Origin of the sequence: Flexivirga endophytica (assembly GCF_014640635.1) — a bacterium.
Classification (GTDB): domain Bacteria; phylum Actinomycetota; class Actinomycetes; order Actinomycetales; family Dermatophilaceae; genus Flexivirga; species Flexivirga endophytica.
This window is the reverse complement of record NZ_BMHI01000009.1, coordinates 37,736-57,057: the sequence shown is the minus strand read 5'-3', so window position 1 is coordinate 57,057 and position 19,322 is coordinate 37,736. Positions and strand designations below refer to the sequence as shown.

The following is a 19,322-nucleotide window of genomic DNA, read 5'->3' as shown; positions in this document are numbered from 1 at the left end:
TTCATGGTGCAGCGCGATGAGGTCGACCAGATCGTCGATGCCTGGCGTCGCGAACGTGTCGACCTGGATGTCGAGCCACTACAAGTCCTTTCCCGCGTTTCCCGGCTCGCCAGGCTGCTGGACCAGGCGCGCGGGAGGGCGTTCACCGATCACGGCCTGGACGGCTGGGAGTTCGACGTCCTGTCGGCCCTACGACGCGTCGGCGCGCCATACGAACTCTCCCCCGGCGCGCTCGTGCAGCAGACGCTTGTCACGAGCGGGACGATGACCAACCGCGTCGACCGTTTGGAGAGCCGCGGCCTGGTCGAGCGGCACCCGGCTCCGAAGGACCGCCGCGGCGTGCTGGTCCGGCTGACCACCGCCGGCCGGGACGCGGTCGACGCCGCGATGGTCGAGCTGCTCGAGCACGAGCGCGCGATCCTGGCCCACCTGCCCGTGCGCGACCGCACCGCCCTGGCAGGTTCGCTGCGCACGCTGCTCTCCGCCGTCGAGAACCCCACCGACTGACGACCCCGCGACCGAACCGCCGGCGCCGAACCAGTGGGCCGTAAGGTCCCGATTCGGCAACGTTGGTTGTGAGCCCGCCGACAGCGGGGCACGATGAAATCGGTTCACGTGACGTCGGCACCGCCACTCAGCCGTCGGGCGAGACGCTCCGCCCACGTCCCGAGGACCAGCGGTGGACCTGCCGCTTCATCAGTGCGGGGAGGGCTCGGCACGTGATCACCGTCGATCTGAGTGCGGGCGCGCCGGTCAACGTCCGGTGGGCAATCTCGCCCGTCCTGGAAGCGCTCGGCTGGTTGCGCCTCACCCGTGACGAGGCGACCGACCCCACGTATGGCGCCCCCACGCGCGCCGCGCGAGAGTTGCTCGACCGCCCCGACGTGGCGCTCGTGGCCCAACTCCTACCACCGCGTGACGAGCCCACTCCCGATTTCCTCGCCCCGCCTCCGCCGGAGGTGTCCTCAGCGGACGTCGTCACAGCGCAACTCGAGGAGGTTCGGGGCACCGATCACGCACGCGCGGCGGTCGAGGTCTGGGAGGCGTTCGGCGACCGGGCGTTGCCCCCGATAGTCGTGGCCGCACTGCGCGAAGGCGATCTGCCGGCACGGGCCGCGCACGGCTTGGAGCTGTTCTGGACCGGGGGCATGCCCGATGTCTTCGATACCGCACAGGCGGCACTGCGTGCGGAGATCGACCGGTGCACCCGACTGGCCGAGACCGGTGGGATCGGCGCTGCCCTCAACGCGGTGCACGAACGACTCTCGTCTGAGGACGGCGCGCCCGGCCTGTGCGACCGCTGCACGGATCTCGGCGCGGGCGAGTCGGCGCTGGTCGTCATACCGACGGCTCTCTATGGGCCACGCCTGGCCATGCGACTCGAGGGACAGCAACCGTTCGTCGCCTACCCGATCGGCGTCGCATCCGAGCCGGTGAACCCGGTCACCGGACTGCGCCGGCTGCTCGGTCCTACCCGAGCGGCGATCCTTCGCCATCTCAGTTCGGCGCGGACGACCACCGAGCTCAGCGAGGAACTCCAATTGGCAACCGCCACGGTTTCCTATCACGTGAAAGTGATGCAGCGAGCAGGCCTTCTCGAGCGATCACGTCACCGCCACAACGTGTTCTACGAACTCTCCCCCACAGGCCGGCAACTGCTGTCCAGCATCCCGTGAATTGCAAGATTCGAGCCTCTTCGAATATTGCGATCTGATCGCGATCGCACGTGATTGCTGGACTTCATGTGTCGCCCGGTCAAGTGTGTTCATACAGAGGACGTTGGCGCCACGGGGGCCGCCAATTGCTTCTGGCAACGATGCTGGGGGCGCGGACACAACCGACCGGTCCGGGAGTGTGCGCGCGCAATTCCGTTGCGCGACTTTGTTTTCAGGGTTCGTGCTCGGCATTTCATGGGCGATCGGGATTGACGGTGTATCGGTGAATTCCCGATGTCGGAGGACGGGTTCAATAGTCGATGCGCCGGGCACCAGAACGAAACAGATGGACCAATGCGTCCCGAATAGTTTCGGGAGCACAAGAAAGGGAATTGACAATGCGATTGACGAAATTGGCTGCGTTGAGCGCCGCGGGCGTCACTGCGGTCTCGTTGGCTGCGTGCAGTAGTGGCGGCCCGTCGGGTAGCGGTGGCAGCGGCAGTGGCAACGGCGCAAAAACCGCCGCCGCGCAACAGACCAACGCCGCCGTCAAAGCGCAGGATCCCAACCTGAAAGGCCCGGCTCCGGAGGTCAAGGGTGCCAAGAAGGGCGGCACGCTCTACATCGACGACCACTCGAACCCGCCCACCATGGACCCCGCCGGCATTTACTACATCGACTCGAACGCGTTCGCGACGCAGTACATGTACCGCACACTGACGCAATACAAAATCGTCAAGGGCAAGCCGGTGCTGGTGCCGGACCTGGCCGAGGGTGTCGGCACACCGTCCGCGGACGGGCTGACCTGGACCTTCAAGATCCGCAGGGGCCTGAAGTACTCCGACGGTTCGCCGGTCAAGATCGAGGACTTCGTCTACGGCATGAAGCGCTCCTTCGCCAAGGAGAGCGTCGCCCGTAACGGCACCGACTACCAGCGCCAGTACCTCGTGGGTGGCAAGGACTACAAGGGCCCCTACAAGCAGCCGGACGCCAACTTCAAGGGTGTGACGACCAAGGGTGACGACACCCTGGTGTTCCACCTGGTCAAGAAGGTTCCCTCGTTCAACTACTTCGCCTCCTTCCCAGAGTTCACCCCGGTGCCCAAGGCCAAGGACACCAAGGGCGACTACCAGAAGCACCCGTTGACCACCGGCCCCTACAAGGTCGACTCCTACAACATCGGCTCCAAGCTGACGCTGTCGCGCAACAAGTACTGGGACCCCAAGAGTGACCCGGTGCGGCACGCCTACCCGGACAAGGTCCAGATCAACCTGGCGGTCACCCCGTTGTCCTCCCAGCAGCGGATCCTGGCCAACAGCGGCGCCGGCTCCAACACCTTGAGCATCGATGCGATCGACGCATCGCTGGAGTCGAAGGTGACCGGCGCGCAGAAGGATCAGTTCGCGATCGGCCCGTCGTCGTGTGAGTACTACGTCAACATGAACGTCAACAAGATCCCGCTGAACATCCGCAAGGCGGTCGGTTACGCCATGCCGTGGAACCAAATCCGCAAGGCGGGCGGCGTTTCGAAGCTCAACTACCAGCCGGCGACCACCTACGCGGCACCGAGCCTGCAGGGCTTCAAGAAGTACGACCCGCTGCCCTACGCCACCGGCCAGGGCAATGGTGACCCGGCGAAGGCCAAGGCCATCTTGAAGAAGGCCGGCAAGGTGGGCTTCGAGCTGAAGTACTACTACCAAGGGGACAAGCCACAGTCGGTCGCGGCCAACACCGCCCGCAAGAGCGGCTTGCAGAAGGCCGGCTTCAAGGTCAAGGACATCCCGGTCCCTGCTGCTGAGATCACCAAGAAGATCGCCGACCCGAAGGCGCCGGTCAACATGATGAACGGCACCCCGGGCTGGTGCTACGACTGGCCGACCGGTGACTCGGTCTACCCGGTCCTGTTCAGTGGTGAGGGCATCCCGGACGGCACCACCGTCGGGCAGTTCAAGAACGCCAAGGTCAACGCCGAGATGGACAAGATCAGTGCGATGGACCCGACCAAGGCCGCGCCGAAGTGGGCCGCACTCGACAAGGAGATCATGACGAAGTACGTGCCCGGCCTGCCGGACCGCTACTCGATGAACACGGCGACATTCGGCAAGAACGTCAAGAACGTCGCGCTGAACCCGATCATCAGCATGCCGACCCTGTCACAGCTCTGGGTCACGCAGTGAGCTGAATGATCTGACCGGATGAGCGGTCAGCCGGAGGCCTGCGGCGATGCTCTCGTCGTAGGCCTCCGACGCGCTCAGTGCGGATCGGACTCGTTCAGCACCGAGACGACCTGGTCGTAGTCGCCACGCGCTTCGCCATACCGGAGGAACTTGACGCGCTCGACCTGGATCTCGGTCGCGTCCGGTTGCGTCTCCAGCAGCTCGATGACCTCGGCGATGAATTCGTCCAGCGGCATCGCGAACGTGCTCTCCCGCTGACCCGGCATCAGGTCTGTCGCCACCGACGGCGGCTCCAGCTCGACGACTTCGATGCTCGTGTCCGCCAGCTGCAGTCGGATCGACTCGCTGAGCAGGTGTATGGCGGCCTTGGTCGCGTTGTAGGTCGGCGTCACCTTCAACGGCGCGAAGGCGAGGCCCGACGAAACCGTCAGGATCGTCGCGGCCGACCGCGACCGCAGGTGATCGACGAACGCGTCGATCAGCCGGATCGGGCCCAGCAGGTTGGTCTCGACGACCTGCTGGGCACCGGCGGCGAACCCACTGCGCGTCCAATCCTCGGCCCTCATGATGCCGGCCATCGGGATGAGCATGTCGAGGTCGGGCCACTGCGCGATGACCGCCTTCGCCGTGGTCGTGATGTCGTCCGGATCAGTGGTGTCGATCCGAAACGTGCCGAGGTCCGGATGATCCGCGGCGATCTGCTCCAGCAGCTCAGTCCGGCGGCCACCGACGATCACGGTGTTGCCCTTGTCGTGCAGGGCGAGAGCCAGCGCAAGGCCGATGCCGCTCGTTGCCCCCGGGATGAAGATGGTGCGTCCGTTGATGTTCACGTCATCGAGTGAACGCCGATCCGGTAGGCCGCTCCAGAGTCCGCTCATCGGGGGATCGCCGATCCCTGCCTCGATCGGGATCCCCGGCAGATAATCGACGAATGGACCGCGAGGCACTGGCCGACTTCCTCACCCGCCGCCGCCGGGAGCTGCAACCCGATGACGTCGGGTTGCCTGCCGGAGTACGCCGCCGTACTCCGGGACTACGCCGTGAGGAGGTCGCGCTCCTCGCCACCATGTCGGCCGACTACTACACCCGGCTCGAGCAGCAGCGCGGCCCGCAACCGAGCGTTCAGTTGCTCGCATCGCTGGCCCGGGCGCTGCGCTTGACCGCCGACCAGCGCGACTACCTCTTCCGCGTTGCCGGACACAACCCGCCGGACCGCTCCGAAGCCGGCGACCACGTCGCACCGGCGCTGCTGCGGGTGCTCGGGCGGTTGTCGGACACCCCGGCGCTGATCATCAACCAGCTGGGCGAGACCCTCTGCCAGAACGAACCCGCTCGAGCACTCTTCGGCGATGCGACGACACGCACCGGCTGGGAGCGCAGCGAGATCTACCGCTGGTTCATGCACCCCGACACCGAACGCCGCCGCTACCCCGAGGAGGACCGCGACAGGCAGACCCACGCCCAGGTGGCCGGCCTGCGAATGGCGTTGTCCACCATGGGAAAGAGCTCGCGCGCCGGCCGCCTCGTCGACGAGCTGACGCGGCACAGCGAGGAGTTCACCGCACTCTGGGCCGAGCACGAGGTCGCGCGCCGGTTCGCCGACCACAAAGTGCTCATCCACCCGGAGATCGGTCCGATCGAGGTGGACTGTCAGGTTTTGTTCACCGAAGACCAGTCACAGGCCCTGCTCGTGCTGACCGCGGAGCCGCACACCGACGACGAGGACAAGCTCCGGCTGCTGAGCGTGGTGGGCACCCAGACCTTCGCCCCGGACCGTGAGTGACGGCTTCCTCGCCGAGCGACGGCGAGATCTGACCGTCGCTCGGTGAGGGAGCCGTCACTCGGCGCTCTCGCCGACTTCCATCCAACGCTCTTCGAGCTCCTCACGTTGCGCGTGTATGGCGCGCAGCTGTGCATCCAGGTCAGTGGCCCGAGCCGGATCGGTCGCTGCTTCGACGAGCGCCGTGTGCAGCTTCTCCTCCTGGGTGGCCAGCTTGCTCAGGGTCCGCTCGATGCGAGCCATCTCCTTGCGCGCCTCCCGCTGCTCGGCCGCGCTGCTGACCGGTGCCGGAGCGGCAGCGGTTGCAGGCGGCCCTGCCGCGGATTCCTTTGCAGCAGCATGCAATTCGAGGTACTGCTCGACGCCTCCGGGCAGCTCCCGGAGCCGGCCGTCGCCCAGCAGTGCGATCTGCCGGTCACACATGCGCTCGAGCAGATAGCGGTCGTGCGAGACCACCACGAGCGTGCCGGCCCAGCCGTCGAGGACGTCCTCCAGCGAGGTCAACGTCTCGATGTCCAGGTCGTTGGTCGGCTCGTCGAGCAGCAGCACGTTGGGCTCGGTCATCAACAGCCGCAGGATCTGCAGACGGCGACGCTCGCCACCGGACAGGTCACCGACCCGGGTCTGCTGACGCGGTCCGGAGAAGCCGAGCCGCTTGGCCAACGACGACGCCGACACCTCTTTGCCACCGAGCATGATGAAGCTCTTGACCTCGGTGATGGCGTCGATGACACGCATGCCGTCATAGGCATCGAGTTCGCGGACCTCCTGGGTGAGGAACGCCAACTCCACCGTCCGGCCCTGCTTGCGTTTGCCGGCCGCGAGCGGTTGGGTGCCCTCGACGGCGCGCAGCACCGTCGACTTGCCTGCGCCGTTGACTCCGACGATGCCGGTGCGCTCCCCCGGCGCCAGGCGCCAGGTCTGTTTGTCCAGCAGCTTGCGACCGTTGATCTCGACGGTCGCGTCGATCAGGTCGATGACGTCCTTGCCCAGCCGCGTCGTGGCGAAGCGGACCAGCTCGACCTCGTCGCGTGGGTCGGGCTCGTTCTTGATCAACTCGTTCGCGGCGTCGATCCGGAAGCGCGGTTTGGAGGTCCGGGCGGGCGGACCGCGCCGGAGCCAGGCGAGTTCCTTGCGCAACAGGTTCTGCCGGCGGTCCTCGGTGGCTGCCGCGACCCGGGTGCGTTCGTTCTTCGCCAGCACGTACGCGGCGTAGCCGCCGTCATACTGCTCGATCCGCCCGTCGATGACCTCCCAGGTGTGGTCCGCGACCGCGTCGAGGAACCACCGGTCGTGGGTGATCGTGACGAAGGCGTTGGTCGGGCGGGCGCGGTGGCGCACCAGGTGCTCGGCCAGCCACTGGACGCCTTCGACGTCGAGGTGGTTGGTCGGCTCGTCGAGGAGGAGCAGGTCGGGATCCTCGATCAGCAACTGCGCCAACGCGATCCGGCGTCGCTCACCACCGGACTTGGTGCCCACCACCGCATCCGGCCCACCGACGGAGGTGAAGCCGACGCCTCCGAGCAACCCGCCGAGGATGTCCCGGACGCGCGGGTCCCCGGCCCATTCGTGCTCCGCGAGGTCACCGAGAATCGCGTCCCGGACCGTCGCGCTCGGATCGAGCCGATCGTCCTGGCTGAGCATCCCGAGGGTCAGACCTCCGACGCGCGTCACGCGTCCGGAGTCGATCGGTTGTGTTCCGGCGAGCACGCGCAGCAATGTCGACTTGCCACCGCCGTTGCGACCGACCACGCCGATGCGGTCGCCGGTGCCGACACCGAGAGACACGGCGTCGAGCACTTGGTTGGTGCCGAGGGCAAGCGAAATGCTCTCAGCAGCAATGAGATTGGGCATCAGACCACTATCAGTCGAGTATGGCGGGAAGGACGAGGTTCAGCGGGACCGCACGTCGTGCACGACATGCGCTCCGTGCACCGGGCCGGTCGCACTGACGACCTCATCGCAGATGGTGCTGGCAGTCAGCCCCACCATCAGGTCGAGGGCGGAGTTGCGGTCGGCACACAAGAAGGCGACCGTCGGGCCGGACCCGGAGACCAGTGCGCCGATGGCTCCGTTGTCGAGCCCGGTGGTCATGGTGTCGGTGAGTCGCGGCATCAGCGAGCACGCGGCGTCCTGCAGGTCGTTGTGCAGATTGTCGGCCAGCGCATCGACGTCGCCCGCCCGCAGCGCCGCCATCAGTGCCGAATTGGGTGCCGGCTCGGGGATCGACTGACCGGCGCGCAGCCGATCGCACTCGGCATAGACGGCCGGGGTGGACAGGCCCTCGTGGTGCAGGGCGAAGACCCACTCGAAGACCCCGCGGCTGAGCACCGGCACGAGATGTTCGCCGCGGCGTGAGCCGATCGCGGTCCCACCCTCCAGCGCGAAAGGGACATCGCTGCCCAGCTCGGCGGCCATCTCCTGCAGCTCTCGGGGGCTGAAACCGGTCTCCCAGAGCGCGTCGACGGCGACGAGCGCCGCGGCGGCGTCGGCGGAGCCGCCCGCCATACCGCCGGCGACAGGAATGTTCTTGACGACCTCGATCGCCACTTGCTCGTCGGTGCCGACCCGGCGCGCGATCAGCCGGGCGGCTCGCATCGCGAGATTGTCGTCGTCGTCAGGGACCGTGCCCTCTCCCATGCCGGTCGTGGTGACCGACCAGGAGTCGGCAGGCCGGACGGTGACGTGATCGACAAGGTCGACAGCGTGGAAAACCGTTGACAGCGAGTGGTATCCGTCGTCCTCGAGCGGCCCGATGCGCAGCTCAAGGTTGACCTTGGCGGGCACCCGGACGGTCACCGGGGCCGAGGACGACGCTTCCATGTCCGTCACCTTATGCGTTGCGTTGCAATGGCTGCGAACTGCTCGACCGTGAGGCGTTCGCCACGCAACGACGGGTCGACGCCGGCGGCACGGAGCATGCGTTCGGCTTCGACCGGTGAGCCGGCCCATCCCGCGAGCGCCGCTCGCAAGGTCTTGCGGCGTGCGGCGAACGCGGCATCGATGCACGCGAAGACGTCCTCACGGCGTGCGGAGGTCGAGGGCGGCTCGCGCAGGACCATCGACACCAGCCCGGAATCGACCTTGGGAGCGGGCCAGAACACGTTGCGGCCGACGCGGTCGGCGAGGCGCACGTCGGCATACCAGGCGCTCTTGACGCTCGGCACACCGTAGATCTTGCTGCCGGGCGCGGCCGCGAGTCGCTCGGCCACCTCCAGCTGGACCATGACCAGCACCCGGCGCAAAGTCGGGAAGCGCTCCAGGAACGACAGCACCACCGGCACGGCGACGTTGTAGGGCAGGTTGGCGACCAGCGCGGTCGGCTGTGGATCGGCCAGCTCGGTCAGCGTCATCGCGTCCTGCTGCACCACGCGCAGCCGGTCGGCCAGCTGGGGTGCGAGCTCCGCGACCGTGAGTGGCAGCTGAGTCGCCAGCCGCGCGTCGATCTCCACCGCGGTCACGTGCGCCGCCGCCTCGAGCAGCGGCAGGGTCAGCGACCCGAGGCCAGGGCCGATCTCGACCACGCTCTCGTCCGGCCCGACGCCGGCCAGCCGGACGATCTTGCGCACGGTGTTGGGGTCGATGACGAAGTTCTGGCCCCACTGCTTGGTCGGCCGCAACTCCAGGTCCTCGGCCAGTGCGCGCACGCGGGGTGCCGTCAGCAATGTCGCGGCGTCGGCGTGGTCGGTCACCCGCCCGACATTAGTCGGTGTCGCTCACGCGCCGCCCATCCGTCAGGGAGCGACCGCCGCGATCGGCGAGTAGTGGCTCGCATCGCCCTTGCGGATCGAGCTGGCGACCCCGTCGACGCTGACCGGCACCTCGCCGGCCAGCGTGATGCGGTGCAACCGGCGGTGCTGCTGGTCGTCGTAGTCGTCGACGGCGTAGTGCTGGGTCGCCTGGTTGTCCCAGATGGCCAGATCGCCCGATCGCCAGTTCCACCGCACGGTGTTGTCCAGGCGGGTCACCTGCCGCTGGAACAACCGGAAGAGGTCCTGTGAGTCGCTGCTCGACAGGCCGACGAAGTGGCGGACGAAGTGGCCCAGGAGCACCGTGCGCTCGCCCGTCACCGGGTGGACACGCACGACGGGGTGCTCCGTCTCGAACTCGAGCTGCCGGAACTCCTCCCGGTAGGCCGTCTCCTTCACATCGATCCCGCCGATCCGCTTCTCGTCGTGCTCGGCCGCGTAGTCGTAGAGGTTGGAGTGCACCGCCCACAGCTTGTCTGCCAGCGCCTGCAGGGCCGGGTGCAGCCGCGTGTAAGCCCGGGTGGTGTTCGCCCACACCGTCGTCCCTCCGTACGGCGGGAGTTCGACCGCCCGCAGCAGCGACGCCGACGGGATCCGGTCCACGAAGGTGACGTCGGTGTGCCAGCTGTTGGCCTTGCTGTGGTCGGAGTCGATCGGGAGCACGGCATCGCCGTCACCGGCGACCGTCGGATGCGGCTTGGTCAGCGTGCCGAGCAGTGCGGCGAAGGCACGCTGGTCCGTGTCGTCGGCATGGTGCTGGTCGCGGAAGAAGATGACCTGATGGGCGGCGAGCGCCGCCTTGATCTCCGCGATCTGGGCGGCGGCGACGTCACCGCCGATCCGGACGCCGCCGATCTGGGCACCGATGTGCGCGCCGACCTTGCGCACAGTGATCTCGTCGTAGCCCGGCTGGGGCGCCGCCTGCGTGGCGATGGAGTCGGTGGTGAGTGCGTCGAGCTGGGTGGTCATGGTGGTTCCTCTCTGGTGGATGGGGATGGAGGTCGGGGAAACGGATCAGGCGCGCCAGCGCGAGAAGCGGCGCTCCACGAGCACGAGCAGGTGGTTGAGGGCCAGGCCGATCACCGAGATGGTGACGATGCCGGCATACAGCGGGCTTGAGTCGCACCGAGATGCTGCCTGCGCTGACATTTTCAATAAATGTTTGCTAACTAATTCAGTAACGTAGCGTTATGTTTTGGCAGCGGCCAAAGCCACTGCCGCATCGTGGAAGACCACTCAGCCGGCGTTGTCCAGGGTTTGCATCCGTCTACCCACCTCGGTCGCCGCATGACGCAGCGGAGGCAGGATCCGCGCCGCGAGTTCGTCGGTCAGCCGCGCGCTCCGCGCCTGGACCCCGAGTGCAGCGACCACGCCGCCATTGCCCAACACCGGCACCGCGAGGGCGCGCACGTCCTCGGCGCGCTCCTGGTCCGCGATGGCGAATGCGCGGCGCCGCACCTCGGTGAGTTGAGCGACCAGCACGGCATACGAGGTGGACGTGCGGGGAGTGAAGGCTTCGAGGTCGCCCAGTCCGCGCACCGCTGCCGCCGGCCCGTCCGGCGCAAACGCCAGCAGCACCTTGCCCATCGCCGTCGCGTGCAACGGCTCTCGATCCGCCGGCAGCTGGGACGCGCAGTGCTCGACAGGCGGCCTGGCCGACGCCAGCCTCGCCACCTGGGACCGATCCCGCACCCCCAGACTGACGGTCAGTTTGGCCCCGGCAGCCACGGCATACATATACGGCACCACTTCGTCGATCTCCGCATCGGAACGCGGCACGAGCGCCTGCACCCGCGGTCCGACCCGATAGGCATCGGCATCCCGGACCAGGTAACCACTGCGACACAACGCCCGCACGATGCGGTGCGTGGTGCTCAACGGCAGGCCGGACTCCGTGGAGATATCGGTCAGGGCGATCCTTCGGTCACCCTCGAAGCGATCCAGGACGCCCAGCGCCCTGTCGATCGCCTGAGAGCCCGATCGGGTCGAGTCGGACATGGCCATCCTCACGTTGCACCATCGCGCTTATGGGTCCGGCCGAGTCGCCGAGCCCATCGGGTGGTCACCTGGAGCACCCCACCGCGGATGGAGGGTTGCCGGACAGCCAGCCAGGGCTTCACACTGCCGCTCGTCACCTGGCCAAGACAATAACGTCCTCTTTGTCTATCGACAACTATCTGTGATGCTCTATCAACCTGATAGGCAACGTGGGGTAACGTTCCCTGTCAGGCCTGCGGAGCTTCGCGTCCGTCGCTCAGCGCCCGGGCCCACTGTTCGTGGTCGGACCAGGTGTCGACATCGCGCCATACGCCCTCGGCAGCGGTGGCCGTCGTCAGCCGCAGACCGCCGAGCAGGGCGCGCATCGAGCGGTCGGCCGGATCGCCGAGTGCGTCGGCGGCCGCGCGCAGGGCCGCGGTGCGATATCGCCCCAGCAGCCATTGCCGGCGCCCGTCGGGCGCAGCCATGACCACGCCGTCCGCGTCGCCGGCATCCGCCCCCACCAGCAGCTGTATGGCGCGCACCGCGCCCGGCAGGTCACACGCGATCAGGCAGGTCCAGTCCGCAGCGTCGCGTATGGCGCGCAACCCCGCCACCGATGCAGCAGCCGGGCCACCACCGGCCGGCTCCTCGACGACCCGCAACGCGCGCTCCGGCACCGCTGCGACCGTCTCCCCCACGACGACGAGGTTGCGGGCGTCCCGGACGGCCTCCAGCGGCCACGAGAGCAGCGACCGCCCGGCCAGCTCCACGGCGGCCTTGTCCACACCACCGAGCCGCGAACCCGCTCCGCCGGCGAGCACGACCGCATCGAAACCGCTTGTCACCTCAAGCGTTCCGGACGCCGGCGATGGCATCGTCGCTGTCCCACATCGACAGGCAGAAGGGGTGACCAGCGGGATCGGCGTACACGATGCAGTGGTCCGCGTTCGGCTGATGATCCAAGCGCTTGGCCCCCGCCGCCAACACCCGCGCGCCGGTCGCCTCGAGATCGTCGACGAGGAAGTCCAGATGCAATTGCATCGGGATGGCGCCGTCGGGCCACTCCGGCGCGCGATAGTCCGGTGCTTGCTGGAACGCCACCTCGCCATTCGGCCCCGTGACGGCAGCCCACCGCGCATCGCCGACCACCTCGCCGCCCGTGATCTCGGCGTAGAACCGGGCGAGCGCAAGGGCATCGGGCGCGTCCACGGTCGTCCCGGTGAGCCGAATGGTGTCCGACATCAGCTCGTCACATCGTGTCGATCGATCATGTCGTCCAATGTACCCACTCGGTTACATAAGGGCAATACTGACCACGTGTCCCGCCATACATGATGAGGCCGGGGCGCAGTCCGAACGGACTGCGACCCGGCCTCGATCAGCTGCGGCGGCCGCTCAGGCAGCGCTCGCGCAACCCCACGGGCCGAGGCCGCGCGAGGCGTAGACGTGGTTCGCGATGGTGATCTGCTCTGCGCGGCTGGCCAGGTCGGCTCGCGGAGCGAAGCTGCCACCGCCGGCGCCCAGCCAGGTGCCGATGTCGAACTGCAGGCCGCCGTAGTAACCGTTGCCGGTATTGATGGCCCAGTTGCCGCCGGACTCGCACTGTGCGATGCGGTCCCACATGGCGGCGCGGGACAGGTCCAGCCCGGCGCCACTGCTCGGCTGGGTGGTCGGAGCAGGCTTCGGCGCCGGCTTGGGCGCAACCTTCGGGGCGGCCTTCTTGGTGCCGATCACGAGCACCCTGTTGACCGGCTGCTTGGTGACGACGCGCTTGACGAGGGTCGTGCGGCTGACGACGTTGCCGGCCAGCTGCTGGCGCCAGGTGGCGGTCGCCGCGCCGGAGACGCCGGCCTGCTGCACGCGGGTCTTGCCCAGAGAGAGGGTCGAGTCGTACTTGCGGACCGTCTTGAATCCGACGGTCTCGGAGCTGGTCACGATCCGGGTGGTGACGCTCGGACGGGCCTCGTCACGCGAGACCTTCTTGGCGACGGCGCGGTGCGTGGCCTTCGTGCTGTGCGTGGCCTTGGCGCTGTGGGTGGGCTTCGCGCTGGACGACGACGGCGTCGCGCTCGAGCTGGCCGAGGAGCTGGTCGCTGCGCTGTGCGCACCGGTCGAGGAGCCGGGGTTGCAGGCAGTGAGGCCCAGTCCGGCGACGACGGTGGTCGCAGCGATCGTGGCGGTCTTGGTCAGGCGGTAATTCAACGGTTCTCCGATGTCGGGCTGTCCCGTCGAGCGGCGATGGGCGCACGACATCCAGCAGCTGAACCACTGGGGCCCGTGCGAGCGAACGGCGTCTGCCTGGTTCGCCCGGCCGCGTCGTGCGCAGCCGTTCGGGGGTGCCTGCTCTTGGGTTGAACGTCAAACACACTGACGCACAGGTCCGGCAAAGGTCAAATTTTGGTAACGATAGCCCGATCACACTTGCGCGTGACGTGGATCGCGTTTCGTCATACCGCCCAGGAGCCGTAGACCTGCTCGCTGTTGCCCGAGAGCGCCTGACACAACGTCGGGACATCGACCGCGAGGACGTCCGCCATCGCCCGCACCGTCAGCGGGATCAGGTATGGCGAATTGGTCGCACCGCGGTGCGGCGCCGGCGTCAGGTATGGCGCATCGGTCTCGACCAGCAGCCGGTCCAGCGGCACGATCGAGAGCGCATCCCGCAGGTCGCGGGCGTTCTTGAAAGTCACCGTGCCGGAGAAGGACAGGAAGTAGCCCTTGTCCACACATCGGCGGGCGAGGTTGATGTCACCCGAGAAGCAATGCATGACAGTGCTTTCCGGCGCCCCTTCCTCGTCGAGGATGCGCATCACGTCGCCGTGCGCGTCGCGGTCGTGGATCTGCAGCGCCTTGCCGGTGCGCTTCGCCAGGTCGATGTGCCAGCGGAACGAATCCTGCTGCGCAGCAACGCCTTCCGGGCCGGTGCGGAAGTAGTCGAGGCCGGTCTCGCCGATCACCCGGATGCGGGGATGCGCGGCGAGACGCTCGATCTCGGCCCATGCGGCGTCGAGCTCGCCGGCGTCGGCGAGCTTGGCCGCTTCGTTCGGATGGATGGCGACACCGCCGAGCATCTGCGCGTGCTGCTCGACCTGTTGGACGGTGAAGCGTGCGCCCTCGAGATCGCAGCCGATCTGCACGACTCGGTCGACGCCGACCGCCTTCGCCGCGGACAGCGCCTCGGTCACGTCCGGCGGTGGACCGTCGTCACGTGAGATGTCGAGATGGGTGTGGTTGTCGACCACCGCGATCGGCAGCGGTTGTGGTGCCGGCGGTGGTCCGGCCGGTGTGTCGGTGCGAACCTTCTTGCTCATGCCGTGCGCACAACCTTCCCCTGGGGAGACTTGTGCACGCCACCGCCCCTGAAAGCGCACACAACCTTCCCCTGGGGAGACTTGTGCACGCCGCTCACGCGTCGTGACCGAACGGGTCGGCCGGGTCGATCTTGTCCAGCTTGGCGAAGATCGGCGTCGGCTTGGCGACGGGCGCACCGACCTGCACCGGGCGCGACTCCCAGCGCGGGGTGCCGGAGTATGCGCCGGTGATGATCGGGTAGGCCCGGCTGTCGTCGTCCAGGTCACGCACCTGCTCGATGCGCGGCATCGGCATGAATTCGCCTGTCGCACCGAAGGTTCGGGCGACCTTGTTGGAGCTGTGCGGCAGGAACGGCGCGATCATCGTGTTGAGATCGGTGATCGCCTGGGCGAGGGTGTGCAGCACCGTCGCCAGGCGTTCGCGCTGGTCGTCGCCCTTGAGCCGGAACGGCTCGGTGTCGGTGACGTATTTGTTCGCCATCCGCACCAGTCGCATCACCTCTGCGATCGCGGCCTTCTGCCGTTGCGCCTCGAGCAGGCCGCCGACGGTCTCGAAACCCTCCCGTATGGCGGTCAGCAGCGACTCGTCGATCGGCTCGAGCATCGCCGGAGTCGGCACCTCACCGAAGTTCTTGGCGATCATCGACGCCGTCCGGTTGACCAGGTTGCCCCAACCGGCGACGAGCTCGTTGTTGTTGCGCGCGACGAACTCTTCCCAGGTGAAGTCGCTGTCCTGGGTCTCCGGACCGGCCGCGCAGATGAAGTAGCGCAGCGCGTCGGCGCCATACTTCGCGATCATGTCCTGGACGTAGATGACATTGCCCCGCGAGGTGGAGAACTGCGCGCCGGAGAGGTTGAGGAAGCCGGACGCGACGACCTCGGTCGGCAGGTTGAGCTCGCCGTACTCCCCCGGCTCACCGCCCTTGTCGCCCTTGCCCATGTAGCCGAGCAGCTCGGCGGGCCAGATCTGGGCGTGGAAGGTGATGTTGTCCTTGCCCTGGAAGTAGTAGGTCTTCGCTGCCGGGTCGTTCCACCATTCGCGCCAGCGCTCCGGCTCGCCGATCCGCCGCGCCCACTCGATGGACGCCGACAGGTAGCCGATGACCGCGTCGAACCACACATAGAACCGCTTGCTGTCCCAGCCCTCGACCGGGATCGGAATGCCCCAGTCGATGTCGCGCGTCATCGCTCGCGGATGCATGTCCTTGGCCAGGCCCTTGACGAAGTTGATCACTCCGGGCCGCCAGGTGCCTGTCGCGTCGACCTCGTCCAGCCACTCCTGGAACGCACCGGCAAGCGACGGCAGGTCGAGGAAGAAGTGCTCGGTCTCGATGAACTCCGGCACCTCGCCGTTGATCTTGGAGTGCGGGTTGATCAGGTCAGCGGGGTCGAGTTGGTTGCCGCAGTTGTCGCACTGGTCACCGCGCGCCTCGGGGAAGCCGCAGATCGGGCAGGTGCCTTCCAGATAGCGGTCGGGCAGGGTGCGGCCGGTCGACGGGCTGATCGCCGTCGTGGCGGTCTGCTGGAGCATGTAGCCGTTCGCGCGGATCTGGGTGAAGAGGTTCTGCACGACCTGGTAGTGATTGCGCGTCGTGGTGCGGGTGAACAGGTCGTAGGACAGGCCCAGATCCAGCAGGTCCTGCGCGATGACCGCGTTGTACTTGTCGACGATCTCCTGCACGCCGATGCCCTCCTTGTCCGCGAGGACCAGGATCGGGGTGCCGTGCTCGTCGGTGCCGCTGACCATCAGCACGTCGTGGCCCGCCATACGCATGTAGCGACTGAAAACATCTGCGGGGACGCCGAATCCGGCGACGTGGCCAATGTGACGTGGCCCATTCGTGTAGGGCCACGCGAGTGCGGACAGAACCTTCATGATTGCTCATCCTAATTACCCCACGAAGTCGTCCCCCGCTGCGCTCCTCCGGTACTTCGCGGGGACCCCCAACATGTGTCGCGCCCCACGTCCTTCGCAGGGCCGTTCGCGGCAGTTCTCTTCGTGGTGTTTGCGCACCGGTCGCGGCACTGACACGATCCTGCGCAGGTCGGACATCGGCCTTTGGATTCAACGCACTGTGGAGGTGTGGGATGTTCGCTGTGCTCACCGGCGCCGGGTTGTCCGCCGCCGCAGGACTGAACGCCTACATCCCGTTCCTCATCGTCGGACTGCTGGCGCGCTTCACCGACGTGATCACGCTGCCCGGCGGATGGCAGTGGATCGAGTCGTGGTGGGCGCTCGGCATCGGCGCCGTGCTGCTGATCAGTGAGCTGGTGCTGGACAAGATCCCGGTGGTCGACAGCGTCAACGACATCGCCGGGTCCGTCATACGGCCGGCGACCGGTGGTGTCATCGCCGCGGCGACCCAGTCGGCCAACGCGTTGGACCACTCGTCGTTCCTGCAGGACCACGAGTGGATCGCCTTCGTCGGCGGGCTGCTCGTCGCAGGCGTCGTGCACGTCGGCAAGGCGAGCGCGCGGCCCGCGGTCAACCTCGGCACGGCCGGCATCGGCGCGCCCATCGTGTCGACGGTCGAGGACGCCTCATCCCTGGGATTGTCGCTGATCGCGGTCTTCGTGCCGATCCTGGTCATCGTCGCGCTGATCGTGCTCGCCTGGGCACTGTGGAAGTGGGCCCGTCGGATGCGCGGCTTCGCGCGAAGGAGGCGGGATGCCGAGCACGCGACCTGATCGGCCGGCGTTCCTCGGCACCTGGTGGGAGAAGCTGATCGCGGTGGTCGTGCTGGTGGCCGCCGTGCTCCTGGTGTCGCACTGGTGGAACAGCCGCGGGTCCTCCGGGCCCGCGCGTCCCGGTATGGCGCCCGCCACCGTCGTGTCGCACGGTGCGGCCGAGGACGACAGGATGGAGCTGACCGTCCGCTACCGCGTTGACGGAAAGACCCACGAAGTCACGAATCCCGTTGATATCAAGTCATTCCGGGCCCACGACAAGGTCGTCTGGGTCTGCTACGAGCCCGGTGACGCGACGGACGCGTCGATCCGGCTGCCGCAGGATCCCCTTTGCGGCCAGCAGTAGAGGGCGGCCGGGGTCTCGATACACCGCTCGTCCCTCGCGGCACTCGACCAGCATGTCGCCGAGGGGCTCAGGACTGTTTCGCCAGTGCCGCCGGCGTCCGCTCCGCGGTCAACCAGCGCTTGATGTAGGGCCCGGCCTGCGAGCCGAGCGCCTTGTCCATGTAGTTGATGAAGTCCGTGCGTGACGCATTGCCGTACTTGTGCGTCGCCGGCCAACCCTTCAATGCGACGTTGAATTTTGCTGCCCCATAAGCCTTTTCGAGATTGTGCAGCATGAGCGCGCCCGACAGATAGACGTTCAGGTCGCCGAAGTCGTTCTTCCGGTAGGCGCCGGGAGGGCCCTGGGTGTCACGCATCAGTTGGTCGCGGCCACTCTGCAGCTCTCTCCAACTGCCGTACTTGTTCGGAATGTTGTGGCTTGCCATGTAGCGGAACTGCATGAACATCGTGAGGCTCTCGTTCAGCCAGACGTCCTTCCAATCCGTCGGCGAGACCTCGTCGCCGAACCAGGAGTGGAAGAGTTCGTGCGCGTAGTCACCGCGGTAGACGTCCCTGCCACCGATGCCGCGCACACTGTTGGTCATCGTGACGAGCGTCTGGGTCTCCATGGCCGAATTCCCCGGCACCAGAACGACGCCCGTGCTCGCGAACGGATATGTGCCCAGTTGCTTCTCCGCCCAGGCGATGATCTGCGGTGTCTTGCGGATCAGCGGCAGGGACGCGGTGTCACCGGCGGTGTACCAGTAGTTGATCGGCAGGCCGTGCCGGCCTGTCGCCGTCTCGTGGCGGTAGTCGCCGAACGCCACCGTCGTGAGGTACGACGATGCCGGCTGGTCCAGGTGGAACTTCGTGGTCCGGGCCGAGCCCTTCGCCGTCGAGGACACCACCTGCCCGTTGAACACTCCGCGCTGCCCGTCGTGCGAGATCAGCGTCGCGTCGTAGAACGCCTTGTCGGCCGGCTGGTCGTTCACGGGATACCAGGTGAAAGCGCCGAACGGCTCCTGGAAGGTGTACGCCGCGCCGCCGCCGGCCGTCGTGAAGCCGACGTGCTGCACATCCTCCCGCTCTGCCGGCGCGCGCACGGGCATTGGCCGGCCGGAGTAGTCGATCACCACGGTGTGCCGCGAATCAGCAGGCAGCTCAGGGGTTCTGATCGTCAGGTAGTTGCCGGACCGGCTCGTCCCGACTGCCTTGCCGTCGACTGTCGCCCTCGTGACCTGCAGCGGAGCGCCGAGGTCGAAGCGGATGCTCGTGCGCTCGGTCGTGACTCGCAGCGCGATGGTCGCGACCCCGGTGAGCATCTTGGTCCCCGGCTGCCAGTCCAGCTTCAGGCCGTAGTGCAAGGTGTCGAGATAGGGCACGCCATGCTGCGGGTAGTAGCTGTCCATGACCGGCGACGATCGCGCCGCCCGATAGTCCACAGCCGGGGCGGCGCCCGTCGACCCGGCCCCGGTGGTGCTGGGATCGGAAGGCCGCGCCACGTCGGTCGAGTGCCCGGACCGGCCGCTGGAGCATCCGGTGATCACGAGTGCGGACGTCGTCACCAGGGCGACCACACTCGACCTGACGCCCCACGGTTTCATCGACATCACGTCCCCCAAATCAGAACCAGCGCTCCCACCTTCCCGGACACTCGT

At 67.4% G+C, this 19,322-nt stretch carries 19 protein-coding genes and 1 riboswitch; of the genes, 6 read left to right on the top strand and 13 right to left on the bottom strand.

Going from position 1 to position 19,322, the window contains the following annotated elements; genetic code table 11:
- The first annotated feature begins 3 nt into the window (after window positions 1–3).
- The 3 genes from IEX71_RS21930 (at window position 4) to IEX71_RS21920 (ending at window position 3,832) form a co-directional block, all read left to right on the top strand.
- Window positions 4–507, top strand: coding sequence for a MarR family winged helix-turn-helix transcriptional regulator (locus IEX71_RS21930; RefSeq protein ID WP_188839232.1), 504 nt, complete (start codon window positions 4–6; stop codon window positions 505–507).
- Between the two features lie 212 nt (window positions 508–719).
- The gene (locus IEX71_RS21925) at window positions 720–1,676 is read left to right on the top strand and encodes an ArsR/SmtB family transcription factor (protein ID WP_188839231.1); all 957 of its coding nucleotides are present in this window, start codon (window positions 720–722) and stop codon (window positions 1,674–1,676) included.
- A gap of 377 nt (window positions 1,677–2,053) precedes the next feature.
- Window positions 2,054–3,832, top strand: coding sequence for an ABC transporter substrate-binding protein (locus tag IEX71_RS21920; RefSeq protein ID WP_188839230.1), 1,779 nt, complete (start codon window positions 2,054–2,056; stop codon window positions 3,830–3,832).
- A gap of 74 nt (window positions 3,833–3,906) precedes the next feature.
- Here the strand turns inward: IEX71_RS21920 and IEX71_RS21915 are convergent, their stop codons facing one another.
- Window positions 3,907–4,662 carry an SDR family oxidoreductase gene (locus IEX71_RS21915; protein WP_188839229.1) on the bottom strand — a complete coding sequence of 252 codons (756 nt, stop codon included), beginning with the start codon at window positions 4,660–4,662 and terminating at the stop codon, window positions 3,907–3,909.
- 101 nt (window positions 4,663–4,763) lie between these two features.
- Between IEX71_RS21915 and IEX71_RS21910 the strand changes: the two genes are divergently transcribed.
- Window positions 4,764–5,615 (top strand): helix-turn-helix transcriptional regulator, encoded by an 852-nt coding sequence (locus IEX71_RS21910; protein ID WP_188839228.1) that lies wholly within the window; start codon window positions 4,764–4,766, stop codon window positions 5,613–5,615.
- 54 nt (window positions 5,616–5,669) lie between these two features.
- On the opposite strand, the gene IEX71_RS21905 is transcribed toward IEX71_RS21910, so the two are convergent.
- From IEX71_RS21905 to metG, 11 genes are all read right to left on the bottom strand, one after another.
- Entirely contained in the window at window positions 5,670–7,466 is a 1,797-nt protein-coding gene (locus IEX71_RS21905) for an ABC-F family ATP-binding cassette domain-containing protein (protein ID WP_188839227.1), read from the bottom strand.
- Between the two features lie 39 nt (window positions 7,467–7,505).
- Complete coding sequence (locus IEX71_RS21900; protein WP_188839226.1) at window positions 7,506–8,435, bottom strand: 4-(cytidine 5'-diphospho)-2-C-methyl-D-erythritol kinase; 930 nt, start codon at window positions 8,433–8,435, stop codon at window positions 7,506–7,508.
- Window positions 8,436–8,440: 5 nt separating this feature from the next.
- Window positions 8,441–9,304: a 16S rRNA (adenine(1518)-N(6)/adenine(1519)-N(6))-dimethyltransferase RsmA gene (rsmA, locus tag IEX71_RS21895; RefSeq protein ID WP_188839225.1), complete on the bottom strand. Its 864-nt coding sequence runs from the start codon at window positions 9,302–9,304 to the stop codon at window positions 8,441–8,443.
- A 42-nt stretch (window positions 9,305–9,346) separates the two neighbouring features.
- The gene (locus IEX71_RS21890; RefSeq protein ID WP_188839224.1) at window positions 9,347–10,330 is read right to left on the bottom strand and encodes a TauD/TfdA dioxygenase family protein; all 984 of its coding nucleotides are present in this window, start codon (window positions 10,328–10,330) and stop codon (window positions 9,347–9,349) included.
- Between the two features lie 45 nt (window positions 10,331–10,375).
- A complete protein-coding gene (locus IEX71_RS22710; RefSeq protein WP_268235984.1) occupies window positions 10,376–10,510 on the bottom strand; it encodes a hypothetical protein in 135 nt (44 codons plus the stop codon).
- A gap of 87 nt (window positions 10,511–10,597) precedes the next feature.
- Entirely contained in the window at window positions 10,598–11,359 is a 762-nt protein-coding gene (locus IEX71_RS21880; protein ID WP_188839223.1) for an IclR family transcriptional regulator, read from the bottom strand.
- 18 nt (window positions 11,360–11,377) lie between these two features.
- Window positions 11,378–11,497: riboswitch (SAM riboswitch) on the bottom strand.
- A gap of 89 nt (window positions 11,498–11,586) precedes the next feature.
- Window positions 11,587–12,186, bottom strand: coding sequence for a molybdenum cofactor guanylyltransferase (gene mobA, locus IEX71_RS21875; protein WP_188839222.1), 600 nt, complete (start codon window positions 12,184–12,186; stop codon window positions 11,587–11,589).
- Between the two features lies 1 nt (window position 12,187).
- Window positions 12,188–12,583 (bottom strand): VOC family protein, encoded by a 396-nt coding sequence (locus IEX71_RS21870; RefSeq protein ID WP_188839221.1) that lies wholly within the window; start codon window positions 12,581–12,583, stop codon window positions 12,188–12,190.
- 153 nt (window positions 12,584–12,736) lie between these two features.
- The gene (locus tag IEX71_RS22770) at window positions 12,737–13,543 is read right to left on the bottom strand and encodes a resuscitation-promoting factor (RefSeq protein ID WP_308421004.1); all 807 of its coding nucleotides are present in this window, start codon (window positions 13,541–13,543) and stop codon (window positions 12,737–12,739) included.
- Window positions 13,544–13,788: 245 nt separating this feature from the next.
- The gene (locus IEX71_RS21860; RefSeq protein ID WP_188839219.1) at window positions 13,789–14,652 is read right to left on the bottom strand and encodes a TatD family hydrolase; all 864 of its coding nucleotides are present in this window, start codon (window positions 14,650–14,652) and stop codon (window positions 13,789–13,791) included.
- A gap of 94 nt (window positions 14,653–14,746) precedes the next feature.
- On the bottom strand, window positions 14,747–16,528 hold the full coding sequence (metG, locus tag IEX71_RS21855) for a methionine--tRNA ligase (RefSeq protein WP_373284667.1): 1,782 nt from the start codon (window positions 16,526–16,528) through the stop codon (window positions 14,747–14,749).
- A gap of 212 nt (window positions 16,529–16,740) precedes the next feature.
- Between metG and IEX71_RS21850 the strand changes: the two genes are divergently transcribed.
- Entirely contained in the window at window positions 16,741–17,340 is a 600-nt protein-coding gene (locus IEX71_RS21850) for a DUF4126 domain-containing protein (RefSeq protein ID WP_188839218.1), read from the top strand.
- Window positions 17,321–17,686, top strand: a complete 366-nt coding sequence (locus IEX71_RS21845; RefSeq protein ID WP_188839217.1) for a hypothetical protein — start codon at window positions 17,321–17,323, stop codon at window positions 17,684–17,686. Before IEX71_RS21850 ends, IEX71_RS21845 begins: the two co-directional genes overlap by 20 nt.
- Window positions 17,687–17,753: 67 nt before the next feature.
- Here IEX71_RS21845 and IEX71_RS21840 read toward each other — a convergent pair whose 3' ends face one another.
- Window positions 17,754–19,268, bottom strand: coding sequence for a M1 family metallopeptidase (locus IEX71_RS21840; protein WP_188839216.1), 1,515 nt, complete (start codon window positions 19,266–19,268; stop codon window positions 17,754–17,756).
- Window positions 19,269–19,322 lie beyond the last annotated feature (54 nt).

What these genes read in the sequence shown, in the direction of transcription:
- IEX71_RS21890 (WP_188839224.1), bottom strand. Translation starts at nt 10,330, where the DNA reads ATGACCACCCAGCTCGACGCACTCACCACCGACTCCATCGCCACGCAG.
- IEX71_RS21920 (WP_188839230.1), top strand. Translation starts at nt 2,054, where the DNA reads ATGCGATTGACGAAATTGGCTGCGTTGAGCGCCGCGGGCGTCACTGCG.
- IEX71_RS21910 (WP_188839228.1), top strand. Translation starts at nt 4,764, where the DNA reads ATGGACCGCGAGGCACTGGCCGACTTCCTCACCCGCCGCCGCCGGGAG.
- IEX71_RS21850 (WP_188839218.1), top strand. Translation starts at nt 16,741, where the DNA reads ATGTTCGCTGTGCTCACCGGCGCCGGGTTGTCCGCCGCCGCAGGACTG.
- IEX71_RS22710 (WP_268235984.1), bottom strand. Translation starts at nt 10,510, where the DNA reads ATGTCAGCGCAGGCAGCATCTCGGTGCGACTCAAGCCCGCTGTATGCC.
- IEX71_RS21845 (WP_188839217.1), top strand. Translation starts at nt 17,321, where the DNA reads ATGCCGAGCACGCGACCTGATCGGCCGGCGTTCCTCGGCACCTGGTGG.
- IEX71_RS21930 (WP_188839232.1), top strand. Translation starts at nt 4, where the DNA reads ATGGTGCAGCGCGATGAGGTCGACCAGATCGTCGATGCCTGGCGTCGC.
- IEX71_RS21880 (WP_188839223.1), bottom strand. Translation starts at nt 11,359, where the DNA reads ATGTCCGACTCGACCCGATCGGGCTCTCAGGCGATCGACAGGGCGCTG.
- IEX71_RS21900 (WP_188839226.1), bottom strand. Translation starts at nt 8,435, where the DNA reads ATGGAAGCGTCGTCCTCGGCCCCGGTGACCGTCCGGGTGCCCGCCAAG.
- IEX71_RS21905 (WP_188839227.1), bottom strand. Translation starts at nt 7,466, where the DNA reads ATGCCCAATCTCATTGCTGCTGAGAGCATTTCGCTTGCCCTCGGCACC.
- metG (WP_373284667.1), bottom strand. Translation starts at nt 16,528, where the DNA reads ATGAAGGTTCTGTCCGCACTCGCGTGGCCCTACACGAATGGGCCACGT.
- IEX71_RS21870 (WP_188839221.1), bottom strand. Translation starts at nt 12,583, where the DNA reads ATGTCGGACACCATTCGGCTCACCGGGACGACCGTGGACGCGCCCGAT.
- IEX71_RS21860 (WP_188839219.1), bottom strand. Translation starts at nt 14,652, where the DNA reads ATGAGCAAGAAGGTTCGCACCGACACACCGGCCGGACCACCGCCGGCA.
- IEX71_RS21840 (WP_188839216.1), bottom strand. Translation starts at nt 19,268, where the DNA reads ATGAAACCGTGGGGCGTCAGGTCGAGTGTGGTCGCCCTGGTGACGACG.